This is a genomic window from Anabaena azotica FACHB-119 (assembly GCF_014697625.1).
GTDB lineage: Bacteria > Cyanobacteriota > Cyanobacteriia > Cyanobacteriales > Nostocaceae > Trichormus > Trichormus azoticus_A.
This window is the reverse complement of sequence record NZ_JACJSG010000068.1, coordinates 1-14,343: the sequence shown is the minus strand read 5'-3', so window position 1 is coordinate 14,343 and position 14,343 is coordinate 1. Positions and strand designations below refer to the sequence as shown.

Annotated in this window: 15 protein-coding genes; 7 read left to right on the top strand and 8 right to left on the bottom strand. The window is 41.3% G+C overall.

The genetic code is table 11. The annotated features are described in order from the left end of the window. Positions 1–12 precede the first annotated feature (12 nt). On the bottom strand, positions 13–177 hold the full coding sequence (locus H6G83_RS31430; protein ID WP_190479500.1) for a hypothetical protein: 165 nt from the start codon (positions 175–177) through the stop codon (positions 13–15). 517 nt (positions 178–694) lie between these two features. Here H6G83_RS31430 and H6G83_RS31425 point away from each other — a divergent pair. Both H6G83_RS31425 and H6G83_RS31420 read left to right on the top strand, forming a co-directional pair. Next, the gene (locus tag H6G83_RS31425; protein WP_190479497.1) at positions 695–877 is read left to right on the top strand and encodes a hypothetical protein; all 183 of its coding nucleotides are present in this window, start codon (positions 695–697) and stop codon (positions 875–877) included. 121 nt (positions 878–998) lie between these two features. Then, positions 999–4,571: a beta strand repeat-containing protein gene (locus H6G83_RS31420; protein WP_190479495.1), complete on the top strand. Its 3,573-nt coding sequence runs from the start codon at positions 999–1,001 to the stop codon at positions 4,569–4,571. 46 nt (positions 4,572–4,617) lie between these two features. Here the strand turns inward: H6G83_RS31420 and H6G83_RS31415 are convergent, their stop codons facing one another. Continuing rightward, a complete protein-coding gene (locus H6G83_RS31415; RefSeq protein WP_190479493.1) occupies positions 4,618–4,803 on the bottom strand; it encodes a hypothetical protein in 186 nt (61 codons plus the stop codon). A gap of 160 nt (positions 4,804–4,963) precedes the next feature. Between H6G83_RS31415 and H6G83_RS31410 the strand changes: the two genes are divergently transcribed. Next, a complete protein-coding gene (locus H6G83_RS31410; RefSeq protein WP_190479491.1) occupies positions 4,964–5,515 on the top strand; it encodes a tyrosine-type recombinase/integrase in 552 nt (183 codons plus the stop codon). A gap of 68 nt (positions 5,516–5,583) precedes the next feature. Here the strand turns inward: H6G83_RS31410 and H6G83_RS31405 are convergent, their stop codons facing one another. The 6 genes from H6G83_RS31405 to H6G83_RS31380 form a co-directional block, all read right to left on the bottom strand. Then, positions 5,584–7,455: a heparinase II/III family protein gene (locus H6G83_RS31405; RefSeq protein ID WP_206759012.1), complete on the bottom strand. Its 1,872-nt coding sequence runs from the start codon at positions 7,453–7,455 to the stop codon at positions 5,584–5,586. 200 nt (positions 7,456–7,655) lie between these two features. Next, positions 7,656–9,157, bottom strand: a protein-coding gene (locus tag H6G83_RS31400; protein ID WP_190479487.1) for an IS5 family transposase whose coding sequence is annotated in 2 segments (ribosomal slippage) — positions 7,656–8,545 and positions 8,545–9,157 — 1,503 coding nt in all. Because the reading frame shifts where the segments join, the coding sequence is not laid out codon by codon here. Between the two features lie 98 nt (positions 9,158–9,255). Next, entirely contained in the window at positions 9,256–10,587 is a 1,332-nt protein-coding gene (locus tag H6G83_RS31395; protein WP_190479485.1) for a hypothetical protein, read from the bottom strand. A 106-nt stretch (positions 10,588–10,693) separates the two neighbouring features. Beyond that, positions 10,694–10,960: a hypothetical protein gene (locus tag H6G83_RS31390; protein ID WP_190479483.1), complete on the bottom strand. Its 267-nt coding sequence runs from the start codon at positions 10,958–10,960 to the stop codon at positions 10,694–10,696. Positions 10,961–11,042: 82 nt separating this feature from the next. Next, positions 11,043–11,618, bottom strand: a complete 576-nt coding sequence (locus H6G83_RS31385) for a hypothetical protein (protein ID WP_242044964.1) — start codon at positions 11,616–11,618, stop codon at positions 11,043–11,045. 82 nt (positions 11,619–11,700) lie between these two features. Beyond that, positions 11,701–11,901, bottom strand: a complete 201-nt coding sequence (locus H6G83_RS31380; protein ID WP_190479481.1) for a hypothetical protein — start codon at positions 11,899–11,901, stop codon at positions 11,701–11,703. Positions 11,902–12,049: 148 nt separating this feature from the next. On the opposite strand from H6G83_RS31380, the gene H6G83_RS31375 reads away from it, so the two are divergent. From H6G83_RS31375 to H6G83_RS36115, 4 genes are all read left to right on the top strand, one after another. Continuing rightward, entirely contained in the window at positions 12,050–12,301 is a 252-nt protein-coding gene (locus H6G83_RS31375; protein ID WP_190479479.1) for a hypothetical protein, read from the top strand. Between the two features lie 582 nt (positions 12,302–12,883). Then, positions 12,884–13,678 carry a ParA family protein gene (locus H6G83_RS31370; RefSeq protein WP_190479477.1) on the top strand — a complete coding sequence of 265 codons (795 nt, stop codon included), beginning with the start codon at positions 12,884–12,886 and terminating at the stop codon, positions 13,676–13,678. Next, positions 13,675–14,124, top strand: a complete 450-nt coding sequence (locus H6G83_RS31365) for a hypothetical protein (RefSeq protein ID WP_190479473.1) — start codon at positions 13,675–13,677, stop codon at positions 14,122–14,124. The genes H6G83_RS31370 and H6G83_RS31365 overlap by 4 nt, the downstream gene beginning before the upstream one ends. Positions 14,125–14,145: 21 nt before the next feature. Beyond that, positions 14,146–14,268, top strand: a complete 123-nt coding sequence (locus H6G83_RS36115) for a hypothetical protein (RefSeq protein WP_277876463.1) — start codon at positions 14,146–14,148, stop codon at positions 14,266–14,268. The last annotated feature ends 75 nt before the right edge of the window (positions 14,269–14,343 follow it).

Here is a 14,343-nt window from a genome sequence, read left to right as displayed (position 1 = left end):
TGCAGATTGTGATTAAGGGGTTGGTTCGGAAGTGTCCGCAGTGGGGTTATGTTGTGGTGGATGGGGAGTGGATGGAGTAGGAGCGAAAGTAAGGCAGTGCCGCAAGACCGAAAGCGATCGCTGTGCCAGTTGCGTAAGTCCTGAAATTAAGAATTTCAGTAGTTTTGACTGTGACATGAATAAACACATAATGTTATTATTGTAATACGCATAAGCAGAACGTATAAACGACCCAACTCATGAGGCTTAACTCTCAACTTGCACATTTTAAAACCCTTATCTAGTAAGGCTTTGGGAAATACAAAAAAATGTGCTTGTTTCATATTTTGCGGGAGCGTTAACCGCGCCTGTGGGAGGCTCATATCTTGCACCATTACCTTATTGCGAAAAATAAAGCCCGAAATCCTTATGATTACGTAGGGTGGGCAGTGCAGCGCCAGCTGCTTATTGAGAAGGTGCAAGATGTCAGTTAAACAACTCAACTTATATTTAGTTGTTGTGTAGCTTGTTGTGTTGGTGGATCTGTAAAATTGCTCATACTTCATCAGAACTTAATATACAAGTTAAGTAATAGGAGCTAAACAATATATGAAACCAAAGCATTAGTTAAATCCGTGACGTATCTAAATTAAAGCTGGTGCGATCACTTTTTTGTATAAAAAATTTAAACCTTAATCATGAGCATGGAGGGAGTATGTCATACAAGCAACAATTCCGCGCAAAACTAGAAGAATTTGGTTTAGGTCTATCTCGTTTTTATTACGAGAACAAACCTGACATTATTTTTGCCGATGACTCAGGCCAAAATATTAACTTAACTATCGACCCCGTTGAAGTTTATTCCGCAACAGGTGGCAAGGTTATGGTATCCATTTAGGTTGGCAAAATACTGATGTAATTTACCATCGTGCCTCCGATAGTGTTGGTCGTGACAAACATACATAAATTAGTTCTGTTTTCCAATATTGAAAGTTTTTTCATTACCGGGACACAATATAATGATGAATTCTAAACCTGATTTTGAAATCGCTAATTCTCAAACAGAATTTTCTGGGGTACAAGGGCAAAACAACTGGTATTACGGTTATTATGATGGGCCTTTCACCAGTTCAGATTTTCAACAAATGACCCAGTTTAGTGGTGGTTGGTTTGTTCAATACGAAAATTATTGGACTTTTCTTTCCTCTAACGGTGGTCATCCCAATGGAGTCATTACAAGTGGTGGAAGAACTCCTGTTGAACACTGGGCTGTACGTCGCTGGGTGAGCGAAGTTGATGGAGAAATCCAAATTTATGGCACTTTAGCCAAAGCTGATGTAGGAGGGGGCAATGGTATTATTGGGCATATTTTCGTTGATGGAGTAAAAGTTTGGTCACAGTCAATTGCTGGCACTGATGGCACAGGAGTTAACTATCAAATCCAAACGAAAGTTAAACTTGGCTCTGTAGTTGATTTTGCTATTGATCCAAAAGATGCAAACGATGTTGTTGATAGTACTAGCTTCACGGCTCAGATTAATGCTCTCAACCAAACTCCAACCAATCTCACCCTATCTAACCTCCATGTACCCACCTTCAGCACACCTACCAATTTTACTGGGGTAGCTCATCCCAGATCCATAAAGGTAGGAGACTTTAACAGCGACGGAAAACTGGACTTGGCAGTTGCAAACTATGTCAATAACAATGTCTCAGTCTTATTAGGTACAGGCACAGGTAGCTTCAGTAGCGCCACTAACTTTGCTGTGGGGATTAATCCCGCTTCCATCACTACAGGGGACTTCAACGCTGATGGAAAACTCGACTTGGCAGTTGCAAACGTTAACAGTCAAAATGTTTCAGTCTTATTAGGTACAGGCACAGGTAGTTTTGGTACTGCCACTAACTTTGCTGTGGGGATTAATCCCGGTTCCATCACTACAGGGGACTTCAACGCTGATGGAAAACTCGACTTGGCAGTTGCAAACGTTAACAGTCAAAATGTTTCAGTCCTATTGGGAACAGGCACAGGTAGCTTCAGTAGCGCCACTAACTTTGCTGTAGGGGTTAATCCCCAATCGGTGACTGTAGGAGACTTTAACGGTGACGGAAAACTCGACTTGGCAGTTGCAAATGCCAATCCTAGCTTTAATAATGTCTCAGTCCTATTAGGTACAGGCACAGGCAGCTTCGGTGCTGCCACGAACTTTGCTGTGGGGACTCATCCCTCTGCTATTGCCGTAGGAGACTTTAACAAAGACGGAAAACTCGACTTGGTAACTGCGAACTATTACAGCAACAACATCTCAATTCTATTAGGCACAGGTACAGGCAGCTTCAGTATTGCCAATAACTTTGCCGTGGTACTTAATCCCAATGCCGTCACTGTAGAAGACTTTAACAGCGATGGAACACTTGACTTAGCAGTGACGAACGCTGGTAGTGATAGTATTTCGCTCCTGTTGGGAACAGGCACAGGTAGCTTCAGTAGCGCCACTAACTTAAGTGTTGTATCCAATCCTATTTCTGTAACTGAAGGAGATTTCAACAGAGACGGAAAACTGGACTTGGTAACTGCGAATCTATCTAGTGACAATCTCTCAATCTTGCTGAATCTTACTACCAGTTCTATCAACATCAATGAAAACGTAGCAGCCAACACAGTAATCGGCAATTTCAGCACCACAGACCCTGATACTGGAGATACTTTCACCTACAGCTTAGTCACAGGAACAGGTTCAACTGATAACGCTTTCTTTACGATTACGGGTAATCAGTTAAAAACTAACGCGGTTTTCGATTTTGAAACCAAGAATAGCTACAGCATTCGAGTTCAAACAAAAGACCAAGGTGGTTTATCTTACGAGAAACAATTAACCATTGGAATTAACAACATTGATAACAACGCCATCACTGGGACAGCAAATAACGAAAATTTCACCAGCACAAATGACAAAGATATTATTGACGCAGGAGCAGGAAATGATACAGTTACTAGCCTTTTTGCTAACCTGCAACAAAGTGACACCATCGATGGTAATGCAGGTACAGATACCCTAGTTATTACTGGAGGAACAAGTGCAACTAATCTGACTATTAATGCAGGTAACTCCACCAATCAGATTCCAAGTATCACAGGTACAACAATCTTTGGATTTGAATGCTTTGATTTAAGCAGCTTTATAGGTAAAATCAGCTTTTTAGGTACTACAGGTAATGATTGGATTCAAGCAGGTGCAGGGAACGATTACTTAGACCCTGGTACTGGTAATGACACCATGATTGGTGGTTCAGGTAACGATATTTACGTTGTTGATAGTATAGGTGATGTAGTCACAGAAACATCCACCCTGTCCACAGAAATTGATACAGTTCAGTCTTCTATCAGCTATACCTTGGGCGTTAATGTAGAAAATCTCACCCTCATAGGTACAGAAAATATTAATGGTACTGGGAATAGTCTGAATAACAATATCACAGGCAATGTTGCTAACAATACACTGAATGGTCTTGATGGTGATGATGTCTTCTTTAGCCTAGCAGGTGATGATATTATCAACGCTGGTAATGGCAATGACACTGTTTTTGCAGGGTTGGGAAATGATACCCTCAACGGTGATGTTGGCAACGATACACTTTATGGAGAAGAAGGCAACGATATAATCTCTGGTGGAGATGGCAACGATTTTTTAGTCGGTGGTGCTGGTAGTGATACTATTATTGGTGGTTCAGGTAATGATATTTACGTTGTTGATAGTATAGGTGATGTAGTCACAGAAACATCTACCCTAGCCACAGAAATTGATACAGTTCAGTCTTCTATCAGCTATACCTTGGGCGTTAATGTAGAAAATCTCACCCTCATAGGTACAGAAAATATTAATGGTACTGGGAATAGTCTGAATAACAATATCACAGGCAATGCTGCTAACAATATACTGAATGGTCTTGATGGTGATGATGTCTTCTTTAGCCTAGCAGGTGATGATATTATCAACGCTGGTAATGGCAATGACACTGTTTTTGCAGGGTTGGGAAATGATACCCTCAACGGTGATGTTGGCAACGATACACTTTATGGAGAAGAAGGCAACGATATAATCTCTGGTGGAGATGGCAACGATTTATTATATGGTGACGCAGATAATGATACTCTCTCTGGGGGAGCCGGTGGAGATACTTTAACTGGCGGACTAGGTGCAGACCGCTTTGTCTACTCTAATGTTGGGGATTCGCTACTCGGCACACCTGATCGCATTATTGATTTTAATCCTGTTGAGGGCGATCGCATCGTCGTTAATTCTCTGCCTACAGCACTATTTAATGTGGGTGTTTTATCAACAGCCAGTTATTCTACATTGAATGCGGCGGCGATCGCTGCTTATGAAGATGCCAATCCCAATCTTACTGGTTCCCAACCTTTAACTACTAACCAAGCTGTATTCTTTGGCTGGAATGGCGGTACTTATCTATCAGTCAATGATGGTATTGCTGGCTTTAATGCTAGTAGCGACCTGTTCATTAACGTCACAGGTATAACTGGCACGCTAGCTACTGGTTCGTTAACTCCAAACAACTACTTTTCTGTTTGATGACCTTCTGTGAAAGCATAAGGTCAGCAACTTGCTCATCTTATGCTTACGAGTCGTGAACTACTTCGTTCAAAGTTTTATTGTCAGTTAAAGCTGGAGTAGTAGTTGCAGTCATAGTCAAACCAGATATCCTTCTAGCTCGATTCTCCCGCAACTCTTTGACAAAATTCTCTCCAATCACAGCATAACCATATTCTGGTGTGAGATTTGCTCTAACACTTGGCTGATTCATTAACTTTACTTATATCACAGAGCCAACTCAGCCATTTAATACTGACATTGAAAGTTACTAATTTTCAACAGAAATCTACTTATACAGCTATTCATCACGCAGCGATCGCCAAACTTTTCGGTCTACTGACATTTGGTGTAATGCCCAGAAGGTACAAAAAATGAAAGTAGACGGCAACGGACAAGGCAAAATATTAAGCCAAGACGAATTGAGGCGATTGTTCACCGAAGGGTTATTGACCCCACGCGATCGCGCTTTGTTTGGCATCTGCCTGTTTACTGGTTGTCGTGTAAGTGAAGCGTTGGCTCTCAACTTGACTGATATCAAATCAGGAACCATCACTTTCCGCAAGTCTACCACCAAAGGCAAGTACAAAACACGAATTGTAGATATTCCGCCAACGCTATCAGCAATATTGGCTGATTATCAGCCCAAAGGAACGGTGATGTTTCCCGGTAAGCGCGGTGTAACTGAACGGCTGACCCGATTCATGGCAGACAAGATTTTACGGGAAGCCTGCAAGCGGATTGGGGTAGAAGGAGTCAGCACCCATTCGTTTAGGCGAACTGCCCTCACGCAGATGTCCAGCGCGGGGATACCTTTGAGAACTATTCAGGAAATCTCTGGCCACAGCGACCTGGGGACATTGCAGCGTTATCTGGAGGTCACGCCAGAGCAGAAGCGGAAGGCTGTTTCTGTGATTGGGTTTTAGTTTTGCTTCATTCCAATACCCTTGGATCAGCAAATAAAAGCTTTTGGCACAGTCTAGCCTATACCAGGTTACTTTAGGAGCAAAGCAGAATTTTCTCTAAGGAGGATCTTGTAATTTTTATCGGATCCCCGCAACGTAATTTCTTTCTCAGATGAATTATCACTTTTTCTTGTCTGAAGTTGAGTAGTAAATTCTCTGTTGTCAGTAGATAGTATCCATAAAAACTCCCCTGATTTACCAACTGAACGATAATTGATTTCCGGTGTCGGGACTTTTCTCCCATTAGGTGAAACCTCAAAACTACATAGTTCATCTATGTGAATTTCGGTAGAACAAATACTTGTTTGAATATCTGATTGGAGTTGCAAAAATTGAGCTAATCGTTGGTGATTAAGAATGACTTCACCCTGATTACCCTTAACAGAAATCTGTCCGGGAACCGGAAAGTGAAATGATTGTGAATATTCATGCTTTTCTAAAGATAAAAGACGATCCCAAACCAATACAAAGTGAGCGCTAATCCGTGCTACCATTCTGACATGGCTAATATTAGGATAGATTTGATTCCGAACGGTGATGTAATCCAGATTAAGATGACTGCCGGAGCTTATGATTTCTCCGTTCTGATTATTTAAACGATCATTAAGGGGTAAATATCTTTGAGTTTTGACAGGTTGAATAGTTAACCCTTTAACTTGTACCACATTAAAGTCTTTAGCAAGACGTGTATCAGAAGAATAATTCCCATATGTGACTATTCGCTGATTGCCTAGATTGACAGTTAATCCTATAGGATCAGGTTGAAAGTGAGGGGAATTCAGAAAACGATTATGAATGGTAATGTCAAGATCATTTTTCTCTCCACGAATAAAACTGTAACCTCCTTTTGGATTAACAAAAAGACCAGGGACGCTAATTCCTTGCTTTATCTTAAAGTATAAATCTCGTCCAGGAGTGGGTGGAGATAGAGGTAATTGTTTGACATCTTTCAAATAATCAAAAGCATTAATGGTGTGATTATGCCAAGGGACCGTTTCAACAATACCATTATTTCCGGCATATAAGGCAGCAATTCCTAGCATTTTATCCAATTTTTGCATATAAGATTGAGAAACAGGATGTCCACTGTGATAAGCAGCATTTGCAATCTCCATAAAGGTGCGAAGCGTATACAATTGGTAAAAGCCAGATTGCTCTAGATGAATACCCTCTTCCGAAACATTGTCTCGCATTTGCTCTTCTGCACGTTGAAGTCCTGTTTCAATCCATTTTTCATGATCTGGTAGTTTACTAAAGGTCAAACCCAGTGCTAATAGACCCATAGTTTGATTGAGTCCATGATTATGATTGAATTGATATTGCTTGCGACCCATCAGAAAAGTTCCATGTTCCTGTGCCATAGATTGTAATTTTTTGAGAAATTCACGATCGTTTGGAGTGACTTGATGAACTACTCGATAGAGATAGCTAATAAAAATAGTTCGCCACGCCGTACCGTGCTCTTCGTGCGCGCCATGATTATCTTTCCATGACCATTTTTTAGTCTTTTGGGCAAAGTTGTTTTTAGCATTCCAGTCTAAAACAACTTGTTTCACTATTTCTAAGCTTTTTAAATCCCCTTTGGCTCCTCTTTTAGTCAGACAATCTAGAAATCTTAAGCTATGTAAATCGTAACTAGATTGATTCCAGTCAGGCTTAAAATTGACAATAAGAGAGCCTTTGCGAGTTTGTTCGTTGCATTGTTCAGATTGATAGCGAGGGTAAAATACTGTTGGAGCGGATATACGTTCTTGAGGTGAGTGAGGTTCTATCCCACAGGCTGATAAGACAATCATGAGTCCACCTGTTAAAGATATTAGCTTTACCTTCCAAGGTCGACTTCCAGTATCGAAACCTATATTCTTCTGTCTGTTATAAATGGGCGCAGGTTGAGTGAGCATGATAAGGAATAGGACTTACGCATTGACAGAGTGTTAAAATAGTATATCTAATTATGTCGGCATAACCCCAAAATGAATTACCTATCACATAGGGCTGAAAGCCTTACCTAGCAATGATGGCAATGTGTAAAGATTTGGCACAGGTACTTAGGGCTTGCTGAAAAAGTAGTAAAAAAACAACAGGAGAATAGAGTAGGTAATCAGGCAGGAGTAAAGATAATTTTTTGTTTTCTGAAATTCATCAAAACATTAGTTTTGTTAATCAAAGCAGCGAAAAAAGATGTTGTTTTGAAAAATTGACACAAAAACTGACAAAAAAGACGTAATAACAGGGTAGAAAGATTCATAACTAAAAAAGTTATGGCAATAGCGGTTAAAGAAGTATGAGGAAGTTTAGCCATAACTCTACCAAGGCTAAATCTTCGTTTACCTTGTCCGAATTTACCTTCAATAGAATTACGAATTAGCTCATCATCTCGTGCTTGTTTCTTTGTGTCTGGACTGACGTTTTTGGGTGGTCTACCGAGTGGTGGGCCACTAATTCTAATTCCTCTTTCTTGACACCAAGCTCGATTCTCTCTAGTCCGATAAATTTTATCAACATGAACAGACTCAGGATAATATCCGGTGTAGTTTTTGTAGGCTTCTACTTGTGTTTTTAAGTCCCCTGATTCGTTAAAATTATCCCAACTGATATGGTCTAAAAATACATAACCATCAAAGCAACTAGCAGAAAACTTAGCCCCAAATTCTACCTCTGTTCTGGCTTTACCACGGACTATCGGACGAATATGTGGTTGACTTAAACTGACAATCCGGTCTTCTATACTCCGTTTTTTATTTTCATATAACCACAGTTGTTGACGATAAACTTCTGACACGACTAATAACATCTTGTATTGTCTATTACTCAGGTTGATTAGTGACGCACCTGAATCTATTAGTTGCTGAATATGAGAGCAGTTTCTTTTGATATATTGCAGTTGCTTTTTAATGGCTTTCCTTCTTTCATTAAAGTTTACTTTCCTTTTTTTGGCTACTGCTAAATAATCTTTTCTGGCTCTTTTTCTGTAGGTTCTTGGTTTGTTGATTTTTTTTCAGTTAGGGAGTTATATAATCTATCTATAATTATTTCTGTTTGCTTTCTGGCTTGATTTAATAATCCTAAATCTGTCGGATAACTTATATCTGCTGGCGCACAACTAGCATCTAATATTAATTTTCCCCTATTGGTCGCTTCACTTTTTGAAGCCTCGGTTTCTGACTTTTTTGATTTTACTTGCTCCTCCTCTTTTGTTTCTAACACCTTTTTGACCATTTCTTGGTTCATTTTGTTGACTAAGTTCATATCTATTCTTTCTCTAAAATGAACTAGCATTGATGGGTCAAATGGAGGTTCATTACTATAGGCTGACATTCCTATAAAGTATTGCAGATAGGGATTTTCTCTAATCTGTTCTACTGTTTCTCTATCACTTGCTCCTAGTTTTTCTTTGATTATTAATGCTCCCAATGCCATTCTAAATGTTTTGGCTGGTGCGCCCATACTTGCTGAAAATATTTCTGCATATTCTGCTTCAAATTCTGACCAAGGTATCATGTTCGCCATGATTACCCATCGGTTATCTGCTGCCAGTTTCCCCCCAAAGGGCAGTTCAAAGTTTTCTGGAGGCTTGTCTTGTTTTTGCTCTTTTCTATACATCTTAACGCATACCAGTGCAAGTGTTTTTACTCATTTTACCTAGAACTTACGCATTGACAAGCAAGACAAAAAGTGTATGAAGAGAATGCAGAAAAAAATCAGCGATCGCTATCTGACAACAAACCTTGGGTGATGATGTGCCGAGGAAGATGTGGTTTGTATGTGGGAGCCGGGGGAGAGACAAGAGCTAATGCTGCGCTTTCGCATAACAGTGACGGATGTGGTTTTGCGTCCCTGATTCGGATTCTTTGTGGGCGATAAGTTTCATATAAAGTATCTTTTAACCCATCATTTGCAGCCCAATCAACAAGCTCATACTCCAGAACAGCAACATCCTGAAAATGAGTTAATACTTGATTAACTGGTGCTAATTGAGATTTTGGCTGAACGGGACTTAAACGAACCGATTTTGACACCGTTGCACCTGTAGAAGGAGTAGTGCGTTCCCAAACTGGTCGCGGTGGGAGTTGTTCAATCAGCCTCGCCAATTCGTCAAGTTCAACGGTATCGTTAATACAAGTGATGTCTGTTGCATCAGTCGCCGGGATTTTATCGATTACCGTCAGCCGGGTATCAATCTGTGTACCGTGCTTGCTGTATACCTTGCCGTTGATACCAACCGAAAGAACTACTGTTGCTTTCTCCTGCATCTTAACGAAAGTATCTCGCCAAGTAGGATTAGCTGGAGAAAACCAGTTAGCAGATATTGTTATTAGCCGTCCGCGATCGCACAATCGTTGCAACGCCGAGTTAACATGACGCGCCGTCGCATCAGGATTGCGATGATTGAGCTTAGGGGAAGACGAGAAAGGAGGGTTCATCAGCACAACAGATGGCTGAGTCTTGCCTGCCAGATAATCATTAATCTGCTCGGCATTCACGGAGAATAGGGGAACGCCAGGGAACAGTCGCCGGAGAATTTTGGTTCTGTCGGGCGAGATTTCGTTGAGCATGAGACTTGCGCCGTGAAGTTGAGCGAACTGAGCTAATATCCCGGTTCCGGCTGATGGCTCCAAAACTAAATCATTGGTTGTAATTTGTCCAGCAGCGCAAGCCAAATATGCTAGAGACAACGGAGTAGAGAACTGCTGAAGTTGCAACTGTTCTTCACTACGGCGGGTGTGTGTGGGGCAAAGACTTTCAATCAGTTGCAACTGTTCTAGTGGATTGGTGGATAATCCCAAGTGACGCAGGTACAAAATCGCAGCAACTTCCACCGCTTCGTAAGCATCTTTCCACTGCCATGCCCCTTCTGCTGCCGTGCCGTGGAAGTGGCGATTCATCTGGGCTTGAATTGTTTTGTTGGTCAGTTGTCTGTGTTCAGTCAGGAATTTGCTCAACTGTTGACCAACGTTGATTATCGACTGTCCGTAGTCGATAATGCTTTGTATATCAAACAGACTGCCTTGTGTAGCGATCAGGCTTACCATACATTATATATAGATATACATCACTTTGGTTTTGGCGTAGCCGTTCAAAAAAATGAACAATCGAGCGGATCGCACTCTTAAAACTGCGATCGCTCAACTGCTCCCCTCAAATCCCCAAAATCGCCCGATAGAAAAACTCGACCTGTTCTTTAAGGTATTCAAAGGTAGAATAGGCGCGAACATCCAGAGATTTCTGAGTACCTTCGTAAAAAGTGAGTACTAACTGCTCCCCCTCAATTTCCCAGTCAACTAAAAACCTCAAATCCTGGGCTAACTCTAAATACAAGCGAGTATCTTCAGGAATTTCGTGTCGGTGCATTTGGAATAGGAAATGCACCCCAATCGACATGGCCATTTTTGAAGTGATATTCATATTAAACTCTGTTGATTAGTGTTAGGTGGTAGAGGCGCGATCGCACTCTCTTGAAGCGTGGTTGGTGCGATCGCTCAGGGGACTAAACAGCCTTCATGCGTGGTTTTGGCTGGCGCTGGCGTTTGGGAGTAGAGGCGGATTTTCGAGGCGTGGATGATTTAGCTTTAGTCCGCTTGGGTTTGGTCGGTTGAACTTTAGCTGGTGGCAGTAGTCGGATGGTAGGGAATGGAACTATTACCTCAGAAGACGCACTAACAGCATGGTGAGGGGATTGCGGTTGTAGCGTCCAGGGGTCGGGAATTTCCTCAAACTGTGGAGCGGACGCGGGAGATATTTGTGGGATTTCCTGCTGTGGGTTGGGCTGTGGTGCTGTGGCTGGTTCGATCACTGGTGGTTGCCAAGAAGCCGGGGGCATCGGTACACCCCAAAGTCTATCGGCAAAATCGAACAGCATCAACGATACGAAACCCATAACGATTACTTGAATGGCGATATTAAGGATATTTTGAATGTCCATGATTAACTCCAAAGGTGGTTGAATGTGGTGAGGCGTTGCAACTCTCATTTGCGTTTTGGCGCAGCCTTTTTTATCTGGGAGCGTAAAGTGCGTATGTTGGTCTAGAGGGCGTTGCACTATTACTTCATGTTGCTTTGGCATAGCCGTTTTCATTTGTGGCGATCAGCGTTCCGCGCATAGCTTCCCTACGGGACGCTCCGCGAACGCTGATCGCCACAGTCTCCTAAAATGACATATTAGTAATCAACAAATCGTAGTTAGCATCATGCCAGCAGCCATCACTTAGGCTATTGGTCATCCAACATTCAAGCTTTTGAAAAAGCTCTACGTTGGATAAAATTACTTTTTTCTCTTCCTCCGACCATTCTCTTTGACTGCCATCAGAGACAGCAAGAAAGATGGAATCATAAAGTTGCCCTGTCATAATTAATTTTCCTCTTAGCTTTTCACTCTCGCTTTGGCATAGCCGTTAAAATTCAGTCCACAAAAGTGAGTGATTATGTTTACCCCAAGCCTTGAAATGTCGTCATCAAAAGCTAAGATCCAAAAAGTTAATCAATTGAAACAGAGCAATGCCCAGCAAATTAATTGATGTCAGAGAGTACACTGTTAAAGCTCATAAACGCACGATTCACACCCGCACATTCAACTTCGTGTGTAAGCAATGTGAAAAAATGACCAGCCGCGAAACCTATGGCCCACGTCCTCTGTACTGTGAAACCTGCCGTCCGCCCCAGGCTCCCAAGAAGTCTGCCGCCGCACCGCCGAAGAAGGCCAAGCCCAGGGCGAAGGTTTATCAGAGTGGTGTCGATTTTCAGAAATAGTTGTGGTGCGATCGCTCCAGTGCATGTTTCTCTACGGGTGAATTAGTGCGATCGCTATTAGAGTGTGCAGTTACGCTATATTACGCTTCAGTGGGTTTAAACAGTCAGAATTACCTAAATATACCCTAAATAGCACCCATAACAGGGCGAATCTAGTCAAGAAAATCCTTATAAAATACTGGGTGACATATAGCACCCATTTGTTACTCATAAGTGATTTTCTGCTAGATTTAGTATATATAATTTTGCACTTTTGAAAAAGTGCAGTTTTACACTTATTCAATTTTGAAACTTTACTTTTTTAATTTTTTGTACTTTTTACTTGTAGTATCTCAAGTTAAAAAGTTCTATGCCTATATATCCACATAAAGGATATCGCTTTGTAATGCTTACTGTATCCCCGCTTGACTAGATTAAGCTAGTTTAGGCCGAAGAAAGTAAATACAGTTTATGTAACTCTTCAGTTTTTCAAAAGTGCATTTTTAAATTTGTTCAGTGTTGCAATTTTGAAGTTTTGCAATAGTTCAAGTTATCATATATAATGTGTGGAAAATTTAAACTAAGAAAAATTACCTTTCAAAAATGAAAACTGTCAGCTCCATATCTTTGGCGGGAGGGCAGGGCAAGACAACAGTAGTTTTGTTTCTTGCCAGATTATTGGCAAGTCAAGGCCATACGGTTTTGCTGATTGACGCAGATCCTCAAAGCAGCTTGACAACCTTTCTAGGATTTCAAGTTGAATCAGATAGCCCAACTCTATTAGAAGTGCTTAAAAAACAAGTTGCTACAGAAGACGGAATTTACAAAACTCGTTATGAAAATCTATTCCTAATTCCTTCTGATGATGCGCTTGATAACGTACAAGACTACTTAGCAGGAAGTGGCACAGGTGCTTTTACCTTAAAGCGACGGTTAACCCCCATAGCTAAGTTGTTTGACTATTGCATTATTGATGCTCCTCCACAGCGATCGCAAATCTGCTTGACGGTTATCGGAGCAAGCAACGCTTTGATGATTCCCATTGAAACTTCAGTCAAAGGGTTGCAATCCCTCATCCGTACTCTAGAGTTAATCGCTGAGATGAAAGATGATCAAGAGGCTTTTGATGGTGAAATCTTAGGTGTAATTCCCTTTCGAGACAGATGGGTAGGCTTGCGCCGTACCACAGAAAGCGAAAGCAATATTGATTCCATGAAGCAAATCAGTACCGAATGGCTGGGTTCTGATTTGGTTTTACCATCAATTCGAGAGTCAGAAAAATTTAAACAAGCCATTAATAAAGGATTAACCCTACATGAAATGGGTCAAGGCGATTTAGCATATCCAGTTGAAGTAATAGCTGAAAAAATTAAGAAATTAGAAGTTAAGCCTTTATGAGTGAACCTAATGACATTCGCAGTATTCTTGCATCTAAGTCACGAGCTAAGGTAGCTCCTCGTGACACATCTTTAAATCTTAATCGTTCAACTGAGAATAGTGAAGCATCGGCGGAAATTGATGATGAGTTAGATACCCAAGCCAATGAAAAAGCATCTACAACTCCAGACTTGTCAGGGCTACAAGCAGAGTTAGAAAGCCTTCCTACTGTGGGGAAACGTTTGGCGGTTCACTTAGAAAAGGACATTAGGGCTGATTTGTTAAAGTTGTGTGATGCCAGTGATATTACACCTGAGATTTTCATTGAAGCTGCGATCGCTTCATTGCACAAACAACCTGAACTCATGAGCCAAATCATAGCCGATGCTAAAGTGCGATTAGCTCAACGCAAACGTGCAGGGTTAATACGACGCACTTTAGTCATGGTACAAAAATACGGCAGTTAAACAATATCAAGGTAGCGACTCATGACACAAAACGGCGGCTCTAACAGACTGGAACGACTTGAAGCAATGCTGACAACTCATGCCGAGATGCTCAACCAATTAACCCGAATGGCACTAAGAAAAGCTGTAAGGTTTGCAGCATAAGGATTACAGGTTTTAATGCCAAAGAGTGGAGTAATGGACTAGATGAGTGTGATGGTGTAACCGCCCGCCTCGCAT

Bases quoted from the DNA above. Each gene is read 5' to 3' on its own strand.
- H6G83_RS31430 (WP_190479500.1), bottom strand. From the start codon at position 177: ATGTCACAGTCAAAACTACTGAAATTCTTAATTTCAGGACTTACGCAA.
- H6G83_RS31425 (WP_190479497.1), top strand. From the start codon at position 695: ATGTCATACAAGCAACAATTCCGCGCAAAACTAGAAGAATTTGGTTTA.
- H6G83_RS31420 (WP_190479495.1), top strand. From the start codon at position 999: ATGATGAATTCTAAACCTGATTTTGAAATCGCTAATTCTCAAACAGAA.
- H6G83_RS31415 (WP_190479493.1), bottom strand. From the start codon at position 4,803: ATGAATCAGCCAAGTGTTAGAGCAAATCTCACACCAGAATATGGTTAT.
- H6G83_RS31410 (WP_190479491.1), top strand. From the start codon at position 4,964: ATGAAAGTAGACGGCAACGGACAAGGCAAAATATTAAGCCAAGACGAA.
- H6G83_RS31405 (WP_206759012.1), bottom strand. From the start codon at position 7,455: ATGCTCACTCAACCTGCGCCCATTTATAACAGACAGAAGAATATAGGT.
- H6G83_RS31395 (WP_190479485.1), bottom strand. From the start codon at position 10,587: ATGGTAAGCCTGATCGCTACACAAGGCAGTCTGTTTGATATACAAAGC.
- H6G83_RS31390 (WP_190479483.1), bottom strand. From the start codon at position 10,960: ATGAATATCACTTCAAAAATGGCCATGTCGATTGGGGTGCATTTCCTA.
- H6G83_RS31385 (WP_242044964.1), bottom strand. From the start codon at position 11,618: ATGCCAAAGCAACATGAAGTAATAGTGCAACGCCCTCTAGACCAACAT.
- H6G83_RS31380 (WP_190479481.1), bottom strand. From the start codon at position 11,901: ATGACAGGGCAACTTTATGATTCCATCTTTCTTGCTGTCTCTGATGGC.
- H6G83_RS31375 (WP_190479479.1), top strand. From the start codon at position 12,050: ATGCCCAGCAAATTAATTGATGTCAGAGAGTACACTGTTAAAGCTCAT.
- H6G83_RS31370 (WP_190479477.1), top strand. From the start codon at position 12,884: ATGAAAACTGTCAGCTCCATATCTTTGGCGGGAGGGCAGGGCAAGACA.
- H6G83_RS31365 (WP_190479473.1), top strand. From the start codon at position 13,675: ATGAGTGAACCTAATGACATTCGCAGTATTCTTGCATCTAAGTCACGA.
- H6G83_RS36115 (WP_277876463.1), top strand. From the start codon at position 14,146: ATGACACAAAACGGCGGCTCTAACAGACTGGAACGACTTGAAGCAATG.